The organism is Streptomyces sp. NPDC127038 (assembly GCF_042725875.1).
In the GTDB taxonomy this organism is placed as follows: domain Bacteria; phylum Actinomycetota; class Actinomycetes; order Streptomycetales; family Streptomycetaceae; genus Streptomyces.
This window is the reverse complement of sequence record NZ_JBHXDQ010000027.1, coordinates 1-20340: the sequence shown is the minus strand read 5'-3', so window position 1 is coordinate 20340 and position 20340 is coordinate 1. Positions and strand designations below refer to the sequence as shown.

Here is a 20340-nt window from a genome sequence, read left to right as displayed (position 1 = left end):
CGGCGCGCGGGCCACCGCAACGCGGGCCACCGCGCCGCACGCCACCTCGGCCGAGGCCGGCGGCGCTCAACAGCCCCCGGCGCCAGGGCTCCCGCCCGAGGCCCCCGGCCAGAATCCTCAGCGGACGGCGTGTCCCGCCCCCCGCAGGGTCTCCTTGACCTCGCCGATCCTCAGGTCGCCGAAGTGGAAGACGGACGCGGCCAGCACCGCGTCGGCGCCCGCCGCGACGGCCGGCGGGAAGTGGTCGAGCCGGCCCGCGCCGCCGCTGGCGATCAGCGGAACGGTGACGTGCTTGCGGACGGCCTCGATCATCTCGATGTCGTAGCCGTCCTTCGTGCCGTCGGCGTCCATCGAGTTGAGCAGGATCTCGCCCGCGCCCAGCTCGGCGGCCCGGTGCGCCCACTCGACGGCGTCGATGCCGGTGCCCTGACGGCCGCCGTGGGTGGTCACCTCGAAGGAGCCGTCCCCGGTCCTGCGCGCGTCGACCGACAGCACCAGCACCTGCCGGCCGAACCGCTCCGCGATCTCGCGGATGAGGTCGGGACGCGCGATGGCGGCCGTGTTGACGCCGACCTTGTCGGCGCCGGCCCGCAGCAGCTTGTCGACGTCCTCTGCGGTGCGGACACCGCCGCCGACCGTCAGCGGGATGAAGACCTGCTCGGCCGTGCGGCGCACCACGTCGTACGTGGTCTCACGGTTGCCCGAGGACGCGGTGATGTCCAGGAACGTGAGCTCGTCGGCGCCCTCGGCGTCGTACACCTTGGCCATCTCGACGGGGTCGCCCGCGTCGCGCAGGTTCTGGAAGTTGACGCCCTTGACGACCCGGCCGTTGTCCACGTCCAGGCAGGGAATCACTCGGACCGCCAGGGTCATGACTGCGACTCTCCCTGCTCCGTGGGGACCGTCTGCTCCGTGGGGACCGCGCGGAACGCCTCCACCTCGACCTCGACCACCAGCCGCGGGTCCACCAGACCCTCGACGATGATCATGGAAGCGGCGGGGCGGATGTCGTCGAACAGCGCCTTGTGGGCGCGGCCGACCTCATCGACGTCCCGGGCGTGGGTGATGTGCACGTGGGTGCGGACGACGTCCTGGCGGCCCAGGCCGATCCGCTCCAGGGCCGCGAACGCGACACCGAAGGCGTTGACCGTCTGCTCGTAGGGGCCGTCCTCGACGACGTCGCCGTCGACGATCGAGCTGCAGCCGGACACCAGCACCAGGCCGTTCGGCAGCTCCACCGCGCGGGAGTAGCCGAAGGCCTCCTCCGCCGGCGAGCCGGTCGCAACGCGGCGTACGGCGCTCACCGGGCTACCGCCGCCAGGGCCTCTTCCAGCGTGAACGCCTTGGCGTACAGGGCCTTGCCGACGATCGAGCCCTCGACACCGAGCGGCACGAGCTCGGCGATGGCGCGCAGGTCGTCCAGCGAGGACACACCGCCGGAGGCGACCACCGGGCGGTCGGTCGCCGCGCACACGTTGCGCAGCAGCTCCAGGTTCGGGCCCTGGAGCGTGCCGTCCTTGGCGATGTCGGTGACCACGTAGCGGGCGCAGCCCTCGGAGTCGAGGCGGGCCAGCGTCTCGTAGAGGTCGCCGCCGTCGCGGGTCCAGCCGCGGCCGCGCAGGGTCGTGCCGCGGACGTCGAGGCCGACCGCGATCTTGTCGCCGTGCTCGGCGATGACCTTGGCGACCCAGTCGGGGGTCTCCAGGGCGGCGGTGCCGAGGTTGACGCGGGTGCAGCCGGTGGCGAGCGCGGCGGCGAGGGTGTCGTCGTCGCGGATGCCGCCGGACAGCTCGACCTTGATGTCCATCGCCTTGGTGACCTCGGCGATCAGCGAGCGGTTGTCGCCGGTGCCGAACGCGGCGTCCAGGTCGACGAGGTGCAGCCACTCGGCGCCGGCGCTCTGCCAGGCCAGGGCGGCCTCCAGCGGGGAGCCGTAGGAGGTCTCGGTCCCGGACTCGCCGTGCACGAGGCGGACGGCCTGGGCGTCGCGGACGTCGACGGCGGGGAGGAGTTCGAGCTTGCTCACAGTGTTCCGATCCAGTTGGTGAGGAGCTGGGCTCCGGCGTCGCCGGACTTCTCGGGGTGGAACTGGGTGGCCCACAGGGCGCCGTTCTCGACGGCGGCCACGAAGGGCTTGCCGTGCGTGGACCAGGTGACCAGGGGGGCGCGCAGCAGCGGGTTGCCGACTTCGAGGGACCAGTCGTGCACGGCGTAGGAGTGCACGAAGTAGAACCGCGCGTCGGCGTCGAGACCGGCGAAGGCCTCGGAGCCCTCCGGGGCCTCGACGGTGTTCCAGCCCATGTGGGGCACGACGTCGGCCTCCAGGGGGCCCACCGTGCCCGGCCACTCGTCCAGGCCCTCGGTCTCCACGCCGTGCTCGATGCCGCGGGTGAACAGGATCTGCATGCCGACGCAGATGCCCATGACGGGGCGTCCGCCGGAGAGCCGGCGGCCGATGATCCAGTCGCCGCGCGCCTCCTTGAGGCCCTGCATGCAGGCGGCGAAGGCGCCGACGCCCGGTACCAGCAGCCCGTCGGCGTTCATCGCGGTGTCGAAGTCACGGGTGATCTCGACGTCGGCGCCCGCGCGGGCGAGGGCGCGCTCGGCGGACCGTACGTTCCCGAAGCCGTAGTCGAAGACGACGACCTTCCTGGAAGGGCTCAACTCCACACCTCCAGCCGCATGACGCCCGCGACGAGGCACATCGCGGCACCGATGGAGAGCAGCACGACCAGGCTCTTGGGCATGTCCTGCTTGACGAAGGAGTAGATCCCTCCGGCAAGGAAGAGACCGACGACGATGAGAATGCTGGAAAGGCCTGTCACAGTGCGCCCTTAGTGGAGGGGAGGATGCCGGCTGCGCGGGGGTCGCGCTCGGAGGCGTAACGCAGGGCCCGGGCCAGTGCCTTGAACTGGCACTCCACGATGTGGTGCGCGTTGCGTCCGTAGGGGACGTGCACGTGCAGGGCGATCTGGGCCTGGGCGACGAAGGACTCCAGGATGTGCCGGGTCATCGTCGTGTCGTACTCGCCGATCATCGGCGCCATCTTCTCGGGCTCGGTGTGCACGAGGTAGGGCCGGCCGGAGAGGTCGACGGTCACCTGGGCGAGGGACTCGTCCAGCGGGACGGTGCAGTTGCCGAAGCGGTAGATGCCGACCTTGTCGCCGAGCGCCTGCTTGAAGGCGGCGCCGAGGGCGAGGGCGGTGTCCTCGATCGTGTGGTGCGAGTCGATGTGCAGGTCGCCCTCGGTCTTCACGGTGAGGTCGAACAGACCGTGCCGGCCGAGCTGGTCGAGCATGTGGTCGTAGAAGCCGACACCGGTGGCCACGTCGACCTTGCCGGAGCCGTCGAGGTCGATCTCGACGAGGACCGACGTCTCCTTCGTCACCCGCTCCACGCGTCCTACGCGGTTCATGCGCTCTGCTCCTTCGGGGATGCGGGGTCGTTCCCCGCAGGGCCCAGTAGTTCACGTACCGCGTCGAGGAACGCGTCGTTTTCCTTCGGGGTTCCGGCGGAGACCCGCAGCCACCCCGGTACGCCGTTGTCCCGGACCAGGACGCCCCGGTCGAGGATCCTGCGCCAGGCCTCGTGGGAGTCGGCGAACCGGCCGAACTGCACGAAGTTGGCGTCCGACTCGGTCACCTCGCAGCCCATCGCGCGCAGTTCGGTGACCAGCCGGTCCCGTTCGGCCTTGAGCTGCTCCACGTAGCCGAGGAGGGTGTCGGTGTGCTCCAGGGCGGCCAGCGCGGTCGCCTGCGTCACGGCCGACAGGTGGTACGGCAGCCGGACGAGCTGGACGGCGTCCACGACCGCGGGGGCGGCGGCGAGGTAGCCGAGACGCAGTCCCGCCGCGCCGAAGGCCTTCGACATCGTCCGGGAGACGACGAGATTCGGCCTTCCTTCGAGCAGGGGCAGCAGCGAGTCGCCGTGGCTGAACTCGATGTAGGCCTCGTCGACCACGACCATGGACGGCTTCGCCGCCTGGGCGGCCTCGTACAGCGCGAGGACGGTCTCCGCGGGGACCGCGTTGCCCGTCGGGTTGTTGGGGGTGGTGACGAAGACGACGTCCGGCCGGTGCTCGGCGATCGCCCGCTCGGCGGCCGCGAGGTCGATGGTGAAGTCCTCGTTGCGGGGGCCCGAGATCCAGGCCGTGCCCGTGCCGCGCGCGATGAGCGCGTGCATCGAGTACGAGGGCTCGAAGCCGATCGCGCTGCGGCCGGGTCCGCCGAAGGTCTGGAGCAGTTGCTGGATGACCTCGTTGGAGCCGTTGGCGGCCCAGACGTTCTCGGCGCCCACCGGGTGCCTGCCGGTCTTCGTCAGATAGGCGGCCAGCTCGGTGCGCAGTTCCACCGCGTCCCGGTCGGGGTAGCGGTTGAGGCCGCGGGCGGCCTCGCGGACCCGCTCGGCGATCCGCTCGACGAGCGGCTCGGGCAGCGGGTACGGGTTCTCGTTGGTGTTCAGACGTACGGGGACGTCGAGCTGGGGTGCGCCGTAGGGGGTCTTGCCGCGCAGCTCGTCCCGTACGGGGAGATCGTCGATGCCTGTCACTTGCCCTCGGGTACCTTCCAGCCGAACCGAGCCTTCACTGCCGCCCCGTGCGCGGGCAGGTCCTCCGCCTCCGCCAGCGTCACCACGTGATGGGCGACGTCGGCGAGCGCGTCCTTCGTGTAGTCGACGATGTGGATGCCGCGCAGGAAGGACTGGACGGACAGGCCCGAGGAGTGGCAGGCGCAGCCGCCGGTGGGCAGCACGTGGTTGGAGCCCGCCGCGTAGTCGCCGAGCGAGACCGGGGCCCAGGGGCCGACGAAGACCGCTCCGGCGTTCCTGACCCGGTCGGCGACGGCGGCCGCGTCCGCGGTCTGGATCTCCAGGTGTTCGGCGGCGTAGGCGTCGACGACCCGCAGGCCCTCGTCGATCCCGTCGACGAGGACGATCGCGGACTGCCGTCCGCTCAGGGCCGGGACGATCCGGTCGTCGATGTGCTTGGTGGCCGCGATCTGCGGCTCCAGCTCCTTCTCGACGGCGTCCGCGAGGGCGACCGAGTCGGTCACGAGGACGGCGGCGGCGAGCGGGTCGTGCTCGGCCTGGCTGATCAGGTCGGCGGCGATGTGCGCCGGGTCGGCGGTGTCGTCGGCGAGGACGGCGATCTCGGTCGGACCGGCCTCGGCGTCGATGCCGATCCTGCCGGTGAAGTAGCGCTTGGCCGCGGCGACCCAGATGTTGCCCGGTCCTGTGACCATGTCGGCGGCGGGGCAGGACTCGGTGCCGTGCGCGAACATCGCGACGGCCGTGGCCCCGCCGGCCGCGTACACCTCGTCGATGCCCAGCAGCGCGCACGCGGCGAGGATCGTGGGGTGCGGCAGGCCGCCGAACTCCTTCTGCGGCGGGGACGCCAGCGCCATGGACGGGACGCCGGCCTCCTGTGCCGGGACCGCGTTCATGATCACGGACGAGGGGTAGACCGAGCGGCCGCCGGGCGCGTACAGCCCGACGCGGTCGACCGGCACCCACTTCTCGGTGACCGAGCCGCCGGGCACGACCTGGGTGGTGTGCGTCGTACGGCGCTGTGCGCGGTGGACGAGACGGGTGCGGCGGATGGACTCCTCCAGCGCCGCGCGCACGGCCGGGTCGAGCTGTTCCAGGGCGTCGGCGAGCGCCTTCGCGGGAACCCGCACGGACTCAAGCCGCACTCCGTCGAACTTCTCCGCGTAGTCGATCAGCGCCGCGTCCCCGCGATGATGCACGGCCTCGCAGATCGGCCGCACCTTCTCCAGGGCGGCCGAGACGTCGAAGTCGGCTCGGGGCAGCAGGTCGCGCAGGGCGGGACCCTCGGGGAGGGCGTCGCCGCGCAGATCGATTCGGGAGATCACGAGGACAATTCTCTCAGACTGCTCGGAGGCGCCGGACGCCTGTATCAGTGGCTGATACAGGCCGTCCCCGGCCCCGGCGGATGATCCCCTTCACCAGGCGCGTTCGCGCCGTCACTGAGCGGGCATTGCACGAACGTACGTACCCGCGAGTAGTCGGGGAGGAAGTGACGTGCCGTGACCGAGGGTGCCGACCTGCGCACCGGGGACCTGCCGGACGAGCTGACGGCCGCCGAGGCCGGGATGTGGCAGGCGTTCCGCAACGGCAGCGTGTACGACCTGCGCAGTGGTGACTCGACCGTCGACGATCCGCACGGCGGCCACCCCTGGGGGCCCGAGCGCAGCGTGCGGGCGCGGATAGTGGCCTGGCTGCTGCTCGACGGGCCGCCCCCGCTCCAGGGCCGGGTCGCCTCCCTGAAGCTGACGGGCGTGCGGATCACCGGGGTGCTCGACCTCGCGGGCGGCACCGTGGTCCCGTACGTGGAGCTGAAGGGGTGCCGGTTCGAGAAGGAGGTGCTGCTGCCGGAGTCCCGGTTCACGACCCTGCGGCTGGAGGACTGCTCGGTGCCCCGGCTGGAGGCGGCCCGGCTGCACACCGAGGGCGATCTGCATCTGCCGCGCTGCCACTTCCACAACGGGGTACGGCTGACCGACGCGCACATCGGTACGGACCTGCTGCTCAACCAGGCCGTCGTCTACCGGGACCGGCGGGGGCGTTCGCTCACCGGCGACGGCATGACGGTCGGACAGGACCTCCAGGCCGAGATGCTGGAGTCGCACGGCGAACTCAGTCTGCGCAGCGCGACCGTCGGCGTGTCGCTGAGCCTGCGCGGCAGCAGGCTCAGCAACCCGTACACCCGGCTGGCCCTCAACGCCCCCCAGCTGACCGTCAACCGCACGCTCTACATGACCCCCGCGGGCCTCGGCAATCCGCTGATGACCAGCGGCACGACACCGGCGCGCGGCACGCTGGTGCAGCGGTTCGAGTGCCAGGGCGGGATCCGGCTGGACGACGGGCGCTTCGGTGACGCGGTCGACCTCGACCGGGCGCGCTTCACCTTCGACGACGACCAGGAGCTGTCGCTGCTGCGGGTCCAGACGCCCGAACTGCGCTTCCTCGGGGAGCGGCCCGAGCGCGGGAAGGTCGTGCTGTCCGGCGCTCGGATCGTCAACCTGGTGGACCGGGCGACCAGCTGGCCGGGCCCCGGCAGCCTGCACATGGGCGGTTTCACGTACGAGAACCTGGTCCCGCAGGGCGCCTTCCCGCTGACCAGGCGTCTGGAGTGGGTGGCGGCGGCGACCGCCGAGTACGCCCCGGAGCCCTACGAGCGGCTCGCCGCGGTGCTGCGCGACTCCGGCGAGGACGAGGACGCCCGCGAGGTGCTGCTCGCCAAGCAGCGCCGGCGCCGCGAGACGCTGCCGCCCGCCGCCAAGCTCTGGGGCTACGCCCAGGACTGGACGGTCGCCTACGGGTACCGGCCCGGGCGTGCCGCCCTGTGGATGGCGGTGCTGTGGGCGACGACGTCGGTCGCCTTCGCGCACGCGGGCCACCAGGCGGTCAACGGCGGGCACCCCGCGTGGAACGCCTCGCTCTACGCCCTGGATCTGCTGCTGCCCGTCATCGACCTGGGCCAGGCGGGCAACTGGCAGCTGCGCGGCGGCTGGCAGTGGCTGGCCGCGGTGGTGGTCCTCCTCGGCTGGATCCTGGCGACGACGGTGGCCGCGGGCGCCACCCGCCTCCTCCGCCGCGGCTGACCCCGGAGGGCCGCGGCGACGGACGCCGCACCGGACGGCCGCTCCGGACCGCACGGCCACCCCCGTCCCCCCGCACGGCCGACCCGGACCGCGCCGCCGCATCCGGCCGCACGGCCGCCCCCGCTCTCACGGTGGGCTCGGAGGGGGTTCCGGCCGGGGTTGGCGTGATCTCCGGTGCGCCGGTTCGAGCCGTGTGCGCTGGAGTCGCGCGCCGCTCCGGACTCCGCGCGCCCCCCGATACGCCGGTTCGCTCCCCCTTCCATGGCCCTCTCTCACCCTCCTCACACGACGCCTTTACCGGTCCTTGACCGCATCGCGCACAACCAAACGGTTTTACGAAAGCGTCACCGATCACCACTGGCACAGCCCCGACCTGCGGTTTTCAATGGTCGTCACCATGGCACTACTGAGCGCGCTCCTCCGCACCGCCCGGATGGCACGGCACACCTCACGCCTCGCCGCCGGACTGCCGGCCGACGAGGAGGTGCTGCTCGACGCCCCCGACCACCGGCTGGCGCCCGTGCTCGTCGCGGCGGCCGGAGGCGACTACGCCCCCGCGGCCGGACTGCTGGCCGCCACCCGCGGATCCGCCGAGTGGGAGGACCGCGACCGCTACGCCATGCGTCTCGCGGCCTTCGCCCGGTCCCGCGACACCTGGCTGCGGCGCTGGCAGGCCGACGACCCGCACGACCCTGACGCCCTCCTCGTCCGGGCCGAACTGGCGGTACGGCGCGGCTGGGAGTCGCCCGCGCGGGTGGAACTGCTGCGCGAGGTCGGCCCGCTGATCACGTCCGCCGCCGAGGGCGATCCGCGCGACCCCGTGCCGTGGCGGATCGCGCTCGACCACGCCCGCGGCACCAACGTCGGGCACACCGAGTTCGAGCAGTTGTGGGCCCAGGCCGTCCGGCGCTCCCCGCACCACTACGGCTGTCACGTGGCGGCCCTCCAGTACCTCTCGGCCGCCTGGTACGGCTCGCACAGCGAGTGCTTCGACTTCGCCGAGCCCGCCGCGCAGGACGCGCTGCCCGGCTCCCTGGTCCAGGCGCTGCCGGTGCGCGCCGCCTTCGCCTATCTGACCGAGGGCGGCGGGCCCGAGGTCCCGCGCGAGCGCCTGGACGCCGCCGCCGACCTCGCGATCTCGGTGTCCGCGGCCTACGCCGCCGCCGACCCGTGGCCGGCCGAGGTGCGCAACCTGCTGGCGTACGTCCTGGTGCGCCTGGAGCGCTGGCAGGACGCGCTGGAGCAGCTGCGCCTCATCGGCCCGTACGTGACCTCGTTCCCCTGGGCCAAGGTCTCCGAGGACCCGCTCGGCCGGTACCTGGAGCTGCGCGACGAGGTCCGGCTGGAGGTCGCCTCGGGGCTTCCGCTGCGCGACAGCGCCCCCCGGCGGCGTCCGCGGTTCGGGTACGGCGGACTCGTCCACCCCGTCGACCATTAGGCTTTCCCGTCGTGACCACCGTCCGGCTCCCGCTCTTCCCCCTGAACTCGGTGCTGTTCCCCGGGCTCGTGCTGCCTCTGAACGTGTTCGAGGAGCGCTATCGCGCCATGATGCGCGAACTGCTCAAGACGCCCGAGGACGAATCCCGCCGATTCGCCGTCGTCGCCGTCCGCGACGGCCATGAGGTCTCGCCCAGCGCGCCCGGCATGCCCGACGGGACGGCCGTGCCCGACCGCGGGCCCGCCGCCGGGTTCGGCGACGATCCGCTCAAGGCCTTCCACGAGGTGGGCTGCGTCGCCGACGCGGCGACCATCCGGGAGCGCGCCGACGGCAGCTTCGAGGTGCTGGCGACCGGCACGACCCGGGTCCGGCTGCTGTCGGTGGACACCTCCGGGGCGTTCCTGACGGCCGAGCTGGAGGAGCTGCCCGAGGACCTGGGCGACGAGGCGGGCGCGCTCGCCGAGGGTGTCCTGCGTGCCTTCAGGCAGTACCAGAAGCGGCTGGCCGGGGCGCGAGAGCGCTCGCTGTCGACCGGCGCGGACCTGCCGGACGAACCGGCGGTCGTCTCCTATCTCGTCGCCGCCGCCGTGATGCTGGACGTCCCGTCCAGGCAGCGGCTGCTCCAGACACCCGACACGGCCTCGCGGCTGCGCGAGGAGCTGAAGGTGCTGCGCGCCGAGACGGCCATCATCCGTAATCTGCCGTCGTTGCCCGCGTCGGACCTGACGCGCGGCCCGACGAGCCTGAACTGACGCTTGCGAGACGACCGATGGCCAAGAAGGCGAAGAAGCAGTCCGGCGGCACCCCCGCCACGGTGGCGCTGACCGAGGCGGGTGTCCCGTTCACCGTCCACGCCTACGAGCACGATCCCTCCCACCCGTCCTACGGCGACGAGGCGGCCGAGGCGATGGGCGTGTCGCCCGAGCGGGTCTTCAAGACCCTGGTGGCGGACGTCGACGGCGCGCTCGTGGTCGCGGTCGTACCGGTGGCGGGCTCCCTGGACCTCAAGGCCCTGGCCACGGCGGTGGGCGGCAAACGGGCCGCGATGGCCGACCCGGCGGCCGCCGAACGCACGACCGGGTACGTCCGCGGGGGCATCTCGCCGCTCGGCCAGCGCAGGACGCTCCGTACGGTGCTGGACTCCTCGGCCTCGGAGCACGCCACGATCTGTGTCTCGGCCGGCCGCCGCGGCATGGAGGTCGAGCTGTCCCCCGCCGACCTCGCACGGCTCACCGACGCAGTGTCCGCGCCCGTCGGACGCACCTGACCGGCCGCCCACGCCGGCCTCGTCCGCGTACCGCCGTACCGGCCCGTCGCCGTACCGGCCCGCGCCCCGTGGCCGAAGGCGGCCGTCGCGGCTCCGGGCGGTCCGCGCGGCCCCTCGACGGACACCGCTTCCTCGGTTAAGCACGAGGGGCATGTCGAAGAGAACCCGCAAACGCAAGTGGCGCATCAAGAAGGGCCGCTCCAACCACGGCCGCCGTCCCGCGTGACCCGTACCCGCACCCCGGGGCCGGCCCGGCCGCCACGCACCCGGCGCCCGGCCGGCCCCGGCTCCCCTGGCGGCCGGGGATCGCTCCAGGTCCGGCCTAGGCGGCCGGAGGTCCCGGCGGGCTCTGCTGGTAGGGGTACTGCTCGTAGGGGTCGGGGTCGCGGGGGCCGAACAGGGCCATGAGGCCGAGATGGACCACCAGGGCGCTCAGGGACCAGGCCAGCAGCGCTCCCTTGGCGCCGAGCTTCAGCGGCGCGGAGAACGTGACGCCCTTGCCCACGGCCTTGGCGTGCGCGACCACGTTCTGCGTGGGTCCGAGCCAGATCCCCACCCGCCAGGCGAGCAGCGATCCGAGCAGACCGCCCAGGGCGAGCGCGATCACCAGGGGCACACCGCCACGCCGCCGCAGCAGGAACACGACCAGGGCGCTCACCGCGCCGAAGCCCAGCGCGAGCAGCGTGAAGGTCCCGTCGACGCCGATCGCCTGTTCGCCCTCGGTGTCCTTGAGGTACACCGCGGTGGCGTCCGCGACCAGCGGCACGTGCGGTGTCAGCCACGCCCAGAGCACCCCGAGCAGAGCCCCCGCGAGCGCGACCGCGACCGTGATCACGGCGGCCTCCCGCAGTTCGGTCTTCATGCCGGGTCCGTCCTGTCCGTAGGAGACCTCGTACGCGCCCGGGTGCACGGGGTGAGCCGCGGAGCCGGGAGCGTGCTGGGCCTGCCAGTCGGGGTGCGGTTGCCGCCGGTCCTCGGGGGACGGTTCGTGCGGCGGCGGAGGGGGAGTCAGCGGAGCGGTCACCCTGCCATCGTGCCAGGCCCCGCCGACGGCCGCGTCACCGGACGGCCGCCCGGCGGTAGGCCCAGGCCGCGAGGGCCAGCGAGACCGCCCCGACCCCGGCGCAGACGGCGAGATCGCCGAGGACGACGGGCCAGTCGGGACGGGCCCCGAAGGTACGGGCGAAGGCCTCGACCCCGTAGGTCGAGGGCAGCAGGTCCCGCAGGTACTGCACCGGGGCCGGCATCCGGTCCGCCGGGAGGACGCCCAGCAGCAGGGCCGCGGACATCCCGAGCTGCCCGAGCAGGGTGGCGAGCTCGGGCCGCGGCGCGAGCAGGCCGAACGCGGCCCCGAGCCCGGCGAGCGCGGCGCCCGCGAGCGGGACGACCGCGGCCAGCACCCACAGATGGGCCAGCGGCAGCCCGAAGAGCAGACACCCCACGACGGCCGTGACGAAGGTTCCGGGCACGGTGAAGGAGGCGTACGCGGCCGCCGCCCCGAGGACCACGGCCGCCGGCGGCACCGGCAGCGTCGCGTAGTGGTCGAGTCCGCCGCTCGCCCGCAGCTGCCCGAAGTACTGCGCGAGCAGGTTGAGGGCGACGAAGGCGACGACCAGCACGGTCGAGCCGGCCACCACGGCCCGGGCCTCGGCGCCGCCGTCCACCACCCCGCGCATCATGATCATGATGCCGAGGGACTGGAAGGTGGCCACGAACAGCAGGGGGATCCGAGCGACGCGGGCGCGGGAGAGCTGCGCCCGGTACACGGCGGCCAGCGAGGGCGCGAACCGCGCGCGCGGCCCCAGCTCCTCGGCCGCTCCGTCGTCCCCGGCCAGGGGCAGCGCGCCGCCCGGCAGAACTCCCGCGGGTACGGCACTCACGTCGAACTGCTCCCCTTCGTCGGCAGCCGTCCTGTTCCGCTCACGTACGACGCCCTTCTCCCGTACGGATTCCACGCCCCGGACACTCACGCCTTCACCAGTCCCTGCGTCGCGTGGCCGCCGAGCGCCAGGTACACGTCCTCCAGGCTCGGCGTGGCCAGCGTGAAGTCGTCGAGGGCGGCGAACGCGGCCCCGCCGGTGACCGTGGCCACGGCGGCGCGGGCCTCCTCGGGCGCGAGCCGCAGCGTCCAGCGGCGGCCCGACTCGACGGCGCGGGCGCGCAGCGCGGCGACCTCGGGGACGTGCAGCGGGGCGTTCTCGCGCCAGACGAGTTCGACCCGCACCTCGCCCGCGACCTGTTCCTTGAGTCCGGCCGGGGTGTCGCAGGCGATGACCCGTCCCTCGTCGAGGACGGCGACCCGGTCGAGGACGGTCTCGGCCTCGATGACGTTGTGGGTGACGAGCAGGACCGTGGCGCTCTGTTCGGCGCGGCGCCGGTCGACGGCGGCCCACACGGCGCGCCGGGCGACGGGGTCCATGCCGGTGGTGGGCTCGTCGAGGACCAGCAGCGGGCGCCGGCCGACGAGCGCGGCGGCGAAGCAGGCGAGCCTGCGCTGTCCGCCGGAGAGCTTCTTCAGGGGGCGGGAGGCGAGGGCGGTCAGGCCCAGTTCGTCGAGGACGGCGTCCCGTTCGGCCCGGGCCGCGCGCAGGTCGAGCCCGCGCAGCCGGCCGGTCGTCTCGGCGGCGAGGGACACGGTCAGGTCGTCCAGGGCGGTGGACTCCTGCCCGAGGTAGGCGAGGATGCGGGCCGCGCGCTCGGGGTGGCGCACGATGTCGTGCCCGAGGATCTCGACGCTGCCGCTGTCGGGGCGCATCAGCCCGGTCAGCTGGCGCACGAGGGTGGACTTGCCGGCGCCGTTGGGGCCGAGCAGGCCGAAGATCTCGCCGCGGCGGATGTCCAGACGGATCCCGTCGGTGGCCCTGACCTCGGGTGTCGCGGGGGTGCCGCGGCGGCCGCGGACGGCCGGATAGGTCTTGGTGAGACCTCGCACGGCGCACACGACATCGCCCCTGTGTCCCGTCGGTGCTGCCTGTGCCGTGCGCGTACTCACGAAGGACGAGAGTACGTGGTCCGGGGCCCCGTCATGCGACCGGGCCGGTGGCACCGCCGTACAAGAGCCTCGACGGACGTCCCCCGGTGCCCGCGAGCGCCCGCGGACCCCCGGACGGCTTCGGCCAGTCGCCGGACCTCCTGCACGGCCTCGGCCCGGCTCCGGCCGCGCGCGGGGTCAGTCTCCGACCGGGGCGTGTTCCGGTGTGGTGCGTACGTCGATCTCGCGCCAGAAGCCGGCCCGGATCGCGTAGCGGTCGTGTTCGTCGATCTGGTCGTCCTTGTGCGCGAGCAGCCCGAACCGGGCCGCGTAGCGCAGCAGCTCGCCGTCCACCCGGTGGGGGACCCGCGGATACATCGCCGACAGCTTCTGCAGATGGCTCGGGTCGGTCAGGCGTGCCATCCAGCGGCGCGCGAAGACCTGCCCGACCTCGTAGGGGTCGCCGCCGACCGTGGTGATGTCCTCCTCGCGGTCCGCCCACCGCTGCTCCGCGGAGGTGAGCTGGGCGAGCGTGGGCAGCGCGGCGGCCTCCGGGGACTCCACGGTCCCGCCGGGCCGGTCGACCCAGCCCTTGTCCGAGGACCAGCGCAGGGTGGCGTTCGCGGGGTGCTGGGCGGGCTGGGTGCCCGGTCCGCGGAGCGCGGCCAGGTCCTTGGGGGTGGGGACGCCCTTGGGGGCCGAAGCCCGCTCCTGGGTGCCGTTCTGCGACTCGGCCGCCTGGTGGTGCTCGGCCTCCTGGGCGGAGCGCTCGGCCGCGGCGGCGAGCGCCGACTCGGGCAGCGGCGCGGAGAGGATGGCGGCGATCTCTGGGCGGGGCACCGGCGGCGGGGCGCAGATCCCGCCCGTCTCCTTGGCGCGGACCGCCTTGGTGATCCAGGCACGGTCGAGCACGCGCCGCTCGTCGGCCTCGGCCACCAGGTCCTCAGACTGGTTGTAGTCGCCGTCCGCGGCCTGCACGGCCCACAGGTGGACGGCGACCCCGTGTTCCTTGGCGGCCATCATGCCCGGCAGCAGATCCCCGTCGCCGGTCACGAGGACCACGTCGGAGCAGGCCCGGTTGCGCGCGAGCTCGGTCAGCTCGGCGTGCATGGCGGCGTCCACGCCCTTCTGCGCCCAGCGCCCGTCGCTGCGGGTCAGCGCGCCCAGGCGCACCGTGACCCGCGGCATCACGCGGAGCCTGCGGTGTTCGGGCTGCGGTACGCGGTCGGGGGCGCCGTCGAACCAGTAGATGCGCAGCAGGGGCCGCTCGGTGTCGGACTCGGCGCGCTCGCGCAGTCCCTGGATGAGGGCGGCGTGGTCGACGGTGATCCGGGATCGCGACGGCTCCCCGGCGAGGAGACTGGCGGCGGCCCCGAGCAGATACCCGGCGTCCACCAGGACGATGCAGCGGTCCACGCGATCCACCCTCTTTCCGGGAGGTTTGCTTCGGGCTTCCTTGGAGTCTGCCCGACCGTGCGGAGGTTAACGGCCGGAACTCGATCTTCGGCGTGGCGGATCGGAAGAACACCTGCCGACAGGTCTTATTACGCACGGTAATTCTACGAAATGCGCTGCTTGTCAGCCTATGTGAATCTGGTCGCGGCCCTGGCCCCTAGATCCCCCACAGGAGGCAGATCACCATGGCCAAGAACAAGAATCGCAAGCAGGGCGGCCAGCAGGACCGCTCCTCGCAGGCCGAGCGTGCGCAGGAGCAGGCACAGCGGTCGTCGGCGCAGGCACAGCAGTCGCCGATGTCGCAGGCCCAGGGCAGCCCCGCTGATGTTGCCCGTAAGCATCAGAGGCGTTTCGGCCACAACTGAGGCCGACGCGTGGGCCGTTGAGGCCCGGACACACAGCGAGGGGCGCATCCTCCACGGGATGCGCCCCTCGCTGCGTCTACTGCTCGTCAGCCGGCCAGGCAGGCCGGGCCGAGCAGCACCTTCAGGTCTCCGAAGAGCGCCGGGTCCGGCTTCACCCGGTGCCGGTCGAGCCGCAGCACGGTGGTCTTGCTCGGGCCCTGGAGCCGGATGCGGACCTCGCTCTCGCCCTTGTGGTGGCTGAGGATCTCGCCGAGCCGGCTGACCATCGGCGGGGTGACCTTCAGCGCCGGGATGGTGAGGATCACGGGTGCGTTGGTGCCCGCGTTCGACAGGTCCGGGACCTGGAGCTCCATCGCGACCAGCCGCGGCACGTCCTCGCGCTTGTCGAGGCGGCCCTTGACGAAGACGACCGCGTCCTCGACCAGCTGGGTCGACACCAGCTGGTAGGTGGCGGGGAAGAACATGCACTCCATGGAGCCCGCGAGGTCCTCGACGGTGGCGATCGCCCAGGCGTTGCCCTGCTTGGTCATCTTGCGCTGGAGGCCCGAGATGATGCCGCCGATCGTGACGACCGCGCCGTCCGCGTGCTCGCCGCCGGTCAGCTGGGAGATGCCCGCGTCGGCCTTGTCGGACAGGACGTGCTCCAGGCCGAAGAGCGGGTGGTCGGAGACGTACAGGCCGAGCATCTCCCGCTCCTGGGCGAGGAGGTAGGCCTTGTCCCACTCGTCGGTGGTGAACTCGACGTCGAGGCCGAAGCCGGGCTCGCTGGTGTCCTCGTCCCCCATGCCGCCGAACAGGTCGAACTGTCCCTCGGCCTCCTTGCGCTTGACCGCCACCACGTTGTCGATCATGGGCTCGAACTGCGCGGTGAGGCCCTTGCGGGTGTGCCCCATCGTGTCGAAGGCGCCCGCCTTGATCAGTGATTCCGTGGTGCGCTTGTTGCAGGCGACCGCCTCGACCTTGTCGAGGTAGTCGGGGAAGGAGGCGTACTTCCCCTTGGCCTTGCGGCTGCGGATGATCGACTCGACCACGTTGGTGCCGACGTTGCGGACGGCGGAGAGGCCGAAGAGGATCACGTCGTCGCCCTGGGCGGCGAAGTTCTGCTCGGACTCGTTCACGTTCGGCGGCAGCACCTTGATGCCCATGCGCCGGCACTCGTTGAGGTAGACGGCCGACTTGTCCTTGTCGTCCTTGACCGAGGTCAGCAGCGCGGCCATGTACTCGGCCGGGTAGTTCGCCTTCAGGTAGCCGGTCCAGTACGAGACGAGTCCGTACGCGGCGGAGTGCGCCTTGTTGAAGGCGTAGCCGGCGAAGGGGACCAGCACGTCCCACAGGCCCTGGATCGCCTCGTCGCTGTAGTTGTTCTTGCGGGCGCCCTCCTGGAAGAGGACGAAGTTCTTCGCGAGCTCGTCGGGCTTCTTCTTGCCCATCACGCGGCGCAGGATGTCGGCCTCGCCGAGCGAGTACCCGGCGATGATCTGGGCGGCCTTCTGGACCTGCTCCTGGTAGACGATCAGGCCGTAGGTGACGGCCAGCACCTCTTCGAGCGGCTTCTCCAGCTCGGGGTGGATCGGCGTGATCTCCTGGCGGCCGTTCTTGCGCTCCGCGTAGTTGATGTGCGAGTTCATGCCCATCGGGCCCGGCCGGTACAGGGCCGAGACGGCGGAGATGTCCTCGAAGTTGTCGGGCTGCATCTGGCGCAGCAGCGAGCGCATGGGGCCGCCGTCGAACTGGAAGACGCCGAGGGTGTCACCGCGGCAGAGCAGTTCGAAGGTCTTGGGGTCGTCCAGCGGGAGGGCGAGCATCTCCAGGTCGACGCCCTTGTTGGCCTTCACCATCTTGATGGCGTCGTCCATGATCGTGAGGTTGCGCAGGCCCAGGAAGTCCATCTTGAGCAGGCCGAGCGACTCGCACTGGGGGTAGTCCCACTGGGTGATGGTCACACCGTCGGTGTGCCGCACCCAGATCGGCGCGTGGTCCACGATGGGCTCGCTGGACATGATCACGCCGGCGGCGTGCACACCCATCTGCCGGACCAGGCCCTCGACGCCCTTGGCGGTGTCGATGACCTTCTTCACGTCCGGTTCGTTCTCGTACATCCCGCGGATCTCGCCGGCCTCGCCGTAGCGGGGGTGCGAGGGGTCGGTGATGCCGTTCAGGTCGATGCCCTTGCCGAGGACGTCGGCGGGCATGGCCTTGGTGAGGCGGTCGCCCATCGCGTACGGGTAGCCCAGCACGCGCGCGGAGTCCTTGATGGCGTTCTTCGCCTTGATCTTGCCGTACGTGCCGATCATGGCGACCTTGTCGGCGCCGTACTTCTCGGTCACGTACCTGATCACCTCGACGCGCCTGCGCTCGTCGAAGTCGATGTCGACGTCGGGCATGGAGACGCGCTCGGGGTTGAGGAACCGCTCGAAGATCAGACCGTGCGGGATGGGGTCGAGGTCGGTGATGCCCATGGCGTACGCGACGATCGAGCCGGCCGCGGAACCACGGCCGGGTCCCACCGCGATGCCCTGCTTCTTGGCCCACATGATGAAGTCGGCGACGACGAGGAAGTACCCCGGGAACCCCATCTGGATGATGACGTCCATCTCGTACTCGGCCTGCTTCTGGCGGTCGTCGGGGACGCCGCCGGGGAAGCGGCGCTCCATGCCCCGGCGCACCTCCTCCTGGAACCAGGTGATCTCGGTGAAGCCGTCCGGGATGTCGAACTTCGGCATGAGGTTCTTCGCCTCGAACATGCCGCTGGTGTCGATCTGCTCGGCCACCAGGAGGGTGTTGGCGCAGCCCTGCTGCCAGGCCTCCGAGGAGTCCACGGCGTACATCTCGTCCGTGGACTTCAGGTAGTAGCCGGTGCCGTCGAAGCGGAAGCGGTCCGGGTCGGAGAGGTTCTTGCCGGTCTGGATGCACAGCAGGGCGTCGTGCGCGGTGGCCTCGTGCGCGTACGTGTAGTGCGAGTCGTTCGTCACCAGGGGCGGGATGCCGAGCTTCTTGCCGATCTCCAGGAGCCCGTCGCGGACCCGGCGCTCGATCTCGATGCCGTGGTCCATCAGCTCCAGGAAGTAGCGGTCCTTGCCGAAGATGTCCTGGTACTCGGCGGCCGACTTCAGGGCCTCGTCGAACTGGCCGAGGCGCAGCCGGGTCTGGAGCTCGCCTGAGGGGCAGCCGGTGGAGGCGATGAGCCCCTCCGACCACTGGGAGATCGTCTCCTTGTCCATCCGGGGCCACTTCTGGAGCCAGCCCTCGGCGTACGCGTCCGAGGAGAGCTTGAAGAGGTTGTGCAGGCCGGTCCGGTTCGCCGCCCAGATCGTCTTGTGCGTGTAACCGCCCGAACCGGACACGTCGTCGCGCTTCTGGTGCGGCTGGCCCCACTGGATCTTGCGCTTGTTGCGCCGGGACTCCGGGGCGACGTACGCCTCGATGCCGATGATCGGGGTGACGCCCGCCTTCTTCGCCGTGTGGAAGAAGTCATAGGCCCCGTGGAGGTTGCCGTGGTCGCTCATCGCGATGTGCGTCATGCCCATCTCGTTGCACGCGTCGAACATGTCCTTGAGCCGCGCGGCACCGTCCAGCAGCGAGTACTGGGTGTGGACGTGCAGGTGCGTGAACGGCGGCTTCGACACGGTTTCGGCCTCCAGGAAGAACCATCGGTGACAGGCTGCGGACAGTCTGGGGGGTCAGCGACGAAGTCTATGCCGCGGCACTGACACTCGGCGGAGGATCATCCGTACCGTCGGACGGGGCGCCGGACCGGAGGCCTGCGTTCGGCGCCGGAACCCGGGCACTCCCGCGTATGTTCGTCCGTTGGAAGTGGACGGACCCTTTGTCCCGGGGCGGCGCGCCCGTCCCGTCATGTCCCGCAGCACCTGCACCAGGAGGCACCCAGCGATGTCGGTCCCGCAGCTCAGCGCCGAGCAACGCGGCGAGCAGATCCTCGCCGTCTTCGACACCGCCTTCGGCGAGCTCCTGGCCGCCGACCCGGCCGCGTTCCGTGTGAAGTTCCGCAAGATGGCGGCCTCCGCCTTCGCGTTCTACCGCGGCACGGCGGCGCTCTTCTACCACGACCTCGACCAGGACCGCCGGGGCGGCCCGTACCTGGACGAGCGCACCTCGCGGGTGTGGATCCACGGCGATCTGCACGCGGAGAACTTCGGCACGTACATGGACGCCCAGGGCCGTCTGATCTTCAACGTGAACGACTTCGACGAGGCCTATGTGGGCCCCTTCACCTGGGACCTCAAGCGCTTCGCCGCCTCCGTGGCGCTCATCGGCTACGCGAAGGCGCTCAGTGACGAGCAGATCACCGAACTGGTGCGGGTGTACGCGGCCGCGTACCGCGAGCGCATCCACGCCCTGGCCACCGGCGCCAAGAGCGACGAGGTGCCGCCCTTCACGCTGGACACCGCCGAGGGCCCGCTCCTGGACGCGCTGCGCGACGCCCGGTCGCTGACCCGGTTCGGGCTCCTGGAGTCGATGACGGAGATCCGTGACTTCGAGCGCCGCTTCGCTCCGGGCGGCGGCTCCATCGAGCTGGACGCCGCCACCCGTTACAAGGTCCTCGCGGCCTTCGACGGCTATCTGGAGACGCTGCCGGAGTCCTCGCTCGACCGCCCCGACTCGTACCGCGTGAAGGACGTGGTGGGCCGGCGCGGCATCGGCATCGGCTCGGCGGGCCTGCCGTCGTACAACATCCTTCTGGAGGGCAACAGCGACGCCCTGGAGAACGATGTGGTGATCTACATCAAGCAGGCCCAGACCCCGGCCGTCTCCCGGCACGTCACGGACGCGGCGATCCGCGGCTACTTCCGGCACGAGGGCCACCGCACGGTGATCTCGCAGCGCGCGCTCCAGGCGCACGCCGACCCGTGGCTGGGCTGGACCGAGCTGGACGGCGCGGGACAGCTGGTCGCCGAGGTCTCCCCGTACGCGGTGGACCTGGACTGGGGTGACATCGACGACCCCGAGGAGATCGCCTCGGTGGTCGCGGACCTCGGCCGTTCCACCGCCACCATGCACGCGGCCGCCGACGACGAGAGCGGCCACTCGGACCTGGTGCCGTTCTCCACGGAGCGGGCCATCGACGCGGCCATCGCGGCCGACGAGGACGGCTTCGCCGGCCTCCTGGTGGACTTCGCGCACAGCTACGGCTCCCGCGCGCGCGAGGACCACCAGATCTTCGTGGACCTGTTCCGCAACGGACGGATCCCGGGACTGTAGGG

19 protein-coding genes are annotated in these 20340 nt (G+C 71.8%); 6 read left to right on the top strand and 13 right to left on the bottom strand.

The window, feature by feature from the left end:
* Positions 1 to 117: 117 nt before the first annotated feature.
* The 8 genes from hisF to hisD are packed head-to-tail and all read right to left on the bottom strand — an operon-like array spanning position 118 to position 5870.
* Positions 118 to 873 (bottom strand): imidazole glycerol phosphate synthase subunit HisF, encoded by a 756-nt coding sequence (gene hisF / locus ACFWI4_RS20050; RefSeq protein WP_385402433.1) that lies wholly within the window; start codon positions 871 to 873, stop codon positions 118 to 120.
* On the bottom strand, positions 870 to 1304 hold the full coding sequence (locus tag ACFWI4_RS20045) for a Rid family hydrolase (protein ID WP_387197885.1): 435 nt from the start codon (positions 1302 to 1304) through the stop codon (positions 870 to 872). Before ACFWI4_RS20045 ends, hisF begins: the two co-directional genes overlap by 4 nt.
* A complete protein-coding gene (priA, locus tag ACFWI4_RS20040) occupies positions 1301 to 2026 on the bottom strand; it encodes a bifunctional 1-(5-phosphoribosyl)-5-((5-phosphoribosylamino)methylideneamino)imidazole-4-carboxamide isomerase/phosphoribosylanthranilate isomerase PriA (RefSeq protein ID WP_387197882.1) in 726 nt (241 codons plus the stop codon). Before priA ends, ACFWI4_RS20045 begins: the two co-directional genes overlap by 4 nt.
* The gene (gene hisH / locus ACFWI4_RS20035; protein WP_385402440.1) at positions 2023 to 2670 is read right to left on the bottom strand and encodes an imidazole glycerol phosphate synthase subunit HisH; all 648 of its coding nucleotides are present in this window, start codon (positions 2668 to 2670) and stop codon (positions 2023 to 2025) included. The genes priA and hisH overlap by 4 nt, the downstream gene beginning before the upstream one ends.
* A complete protein-coding gene (locus ACFWI4_RS20030) occupies positions 2661 to 2825 on the bottom strand; it encodes a hypothetical protein (RefSeq protein WP_037623340.1) in 165 nt (54 codons plus the stop codon). The genes hisH and ACFWI4_RS20030 overlap by 10 nt, the downstream gene beginning before the upstream one ends.
* A complete protein-coding gene (gene hisB, locus ACFWI4_RS20025) occupies positions 2822 to 3415 on the bottom strand; it encodes an imidazoleglycerol-phosphate dehydratase HisB (RefSeq protein WP_266757720.1) in 594 nt (197 codons plus the stop codon). Before hisB ends, ACFWI4_RS20030 begins: the two co-directional genes overlap by 4 nt.
* On the bottom strand, positions 3412 to 4548 hold the full coding sequence (locus ACFWI4_RS20020; protein ID WP_387197877.1) for a histidinol-phosphate transaminase: 1137 nt from the start codon (positions 4546 to 4548) through the stop codon (positions 3412 to 3414). Before ACFWI4_RS20020 ends, hisB begins: the two co-directional genes overlap by 4 nt.
* Positions 4545 to 5870, bottom strand: a complete 1326-nt coding sequence (gene hisD, locus ACFWI4_RS20015) for a histidinol dehydrogenase (protein ID WP_387197874.1) — start codon at positions 5868 to 5870, stop codon at positions 4545 to 4547. Before hisD ends, ACFWI4_RS20020 begins: the two co-directional genes overlap by 4 nt.
* A 174-nt stretch (positions 5871 to 6044) precedes the next feature.
* On the opposite strand from hisD, the gene ACFWI4_RS20010 reads away from it, so the two are divergent.
* The 4 genes from ACFWI4_RS20010 to ybaK all read left to right on the top strand — a co-directional run bounded on the left by ACFWI4_RS20010 (position 6045) and on the right by ybaK (position 10327).
* The gene (locus ACFWI4_RS20010) at positions 6045 to 7622 is read left to right on the top strand and encodes an oxidoreductase (RefSeq protein ID WP_385402450.1); all 1578 of its coding nucleotides are present in this window, start codon (positions 6045 to 6047) and stop codon (positions 7620 to 7622) included.
* A 385-nt stretch (positions 7623 to 8007) separates the two neighbouring features.
* Positions 8008 to 9060: a hypothetical protein gene (locus ACFWI4_RS20005; protein ID WP_387197871.1), complete on the top strand. Its 1053-nt coding sequence runs from the start codon at positions 8008 to 8010 to the stop codon at positions 9058 to 9060.
* 11 nt (positions 9061 to 9071) lie between these two features.
* Positions 9072 to 9812 (top strand): LON peptidase substrate-binding domain-containing protein, encoded by a 741-nt coding sequence (locus ACFWI4_RS20000; protein ID WP_385402455.1) that lies wholly within the window; start codon positions 9072 to 9074, stop codon positions 9810 to 9812.
* Positions 9813 to 9829: 17 nt separating this feature from the next.
* Positions 9830 to 10327: a Cys-tRNA(Pro) deacylase gene (gene ybaK / locus ACFWI4_RS19995; protein ID WP_385402458.1), complete on the top strand. Its 498-nt coding sequence runs from the start codon at positions 9830 to 9832 to the stop codon at positions 10325 to 10327.
* A 322-nt stretch (positions 10328 to 10649) separates the two neighbouring features.
* Here the strand turns inward: ybaK and ACFWI4_RS19990 are convergent, their stop codons facing one another.
* The 4 genes from ACFWI4_RS19990 to ACFWI4_RS19975 all read right to left on the bottom strand — a co-directional run bounded on the left by ACFWI4_RS19990 (position 10650) and on the right by ACFWI4_RS19975 (position 14714).
* Positions 10650 to 11351 (bottom strand): AAA family ATPase, encoded by a 702-nt coding sequence (locus tag ACFWI4_RS19990; RefSeq protein WP_387197868.1) that lies wholly within the window; start codon positions 11349 to 11351, stop codon positions 10650 to 10652.
* A gap of 34 nt (positions 11352 to 11385) precedes the next feature.
* Positions 11386 to 12207: an ABC transporter permease gene (locus ACFWI4_RS19985; protein ID WP_387198006.1), complete on the bottom strand. Its 822-nt coding sequence runs from the start codon at positions 12205 to 12207 to the stop codon at positions 11386 to 11388.
* 86 nt (positions 12208 to 12293) lie between these two features.
* The gene (locus ACFWI4_RS19980) at positions 12294 to 13319 is read right to left on the bottom strand and encodes an ABC transporter ATP-binding protein (protein ID WP_387197865.1); all 1026 of its coding nucleotides are present in this window, start codon (positions 13317 to 13319) and stop codon (positions 12294 to 12296) included.
* Between the two features lie 177 nt (positions 13320 to 13496).
* A complete protein-coding gene (locus ACFWI4_RS19975; RefSeq protein WP_385402463.1) occupies positions 13497 to 14714 on the bottom strand; it encodes an NYN domain-containing protein in 1218 nt (405 codons plus the stop codon).
* A gap of 224 nt (positions 14715 to 14938) precedes the next feature.
* On the opposite strand from ACFWI4_RS19975, the gene ACFWI4_RS19970 reads away from it, so the two are divergent.
* Positions 14939 to 15118, top strand: a complete 180-nt coding sequence (locus ACFWI4_RS19970; protein WP_326788325.1) for a hypothetical protein — start codon at positions 14939 to 14941, stop codon at positions 15116 to 15118.
* 86 nt (positions 15119 to 15204) lie between these two features.
* On the opposite strand, the gene dnaE is transcribed toward ACFWI4_RS19970, so the two are convergent.
* Entirely contained in the window at positions 15205 to 18744 is a 3540-nt protein-coding gene (gene dnaE / locus ACFWI4_RS19965) for a DNA polymerase III subunit alpha (RefSeq protein WP_385402466.1), read from the bottom strand.
* Between the two features lie 265 nt (positions 18745 to 19009).
* On the opposite strand from dnaE, the gene ACFWI4_RS19960 reads away from it, so the two are divergent.
* Positions 19010 to 20338, top strand: a complete 1329-nt coding sequence (locus ACFWI4_RS19960; protein WP_387197861.1) for a DUF2252 domain-containing protein — start codon at positions 19010 to 19012, stop codon at positions 20336 to 20338.
* Positions 20339 to 20340: the final 2 nt, after the last annotated feature.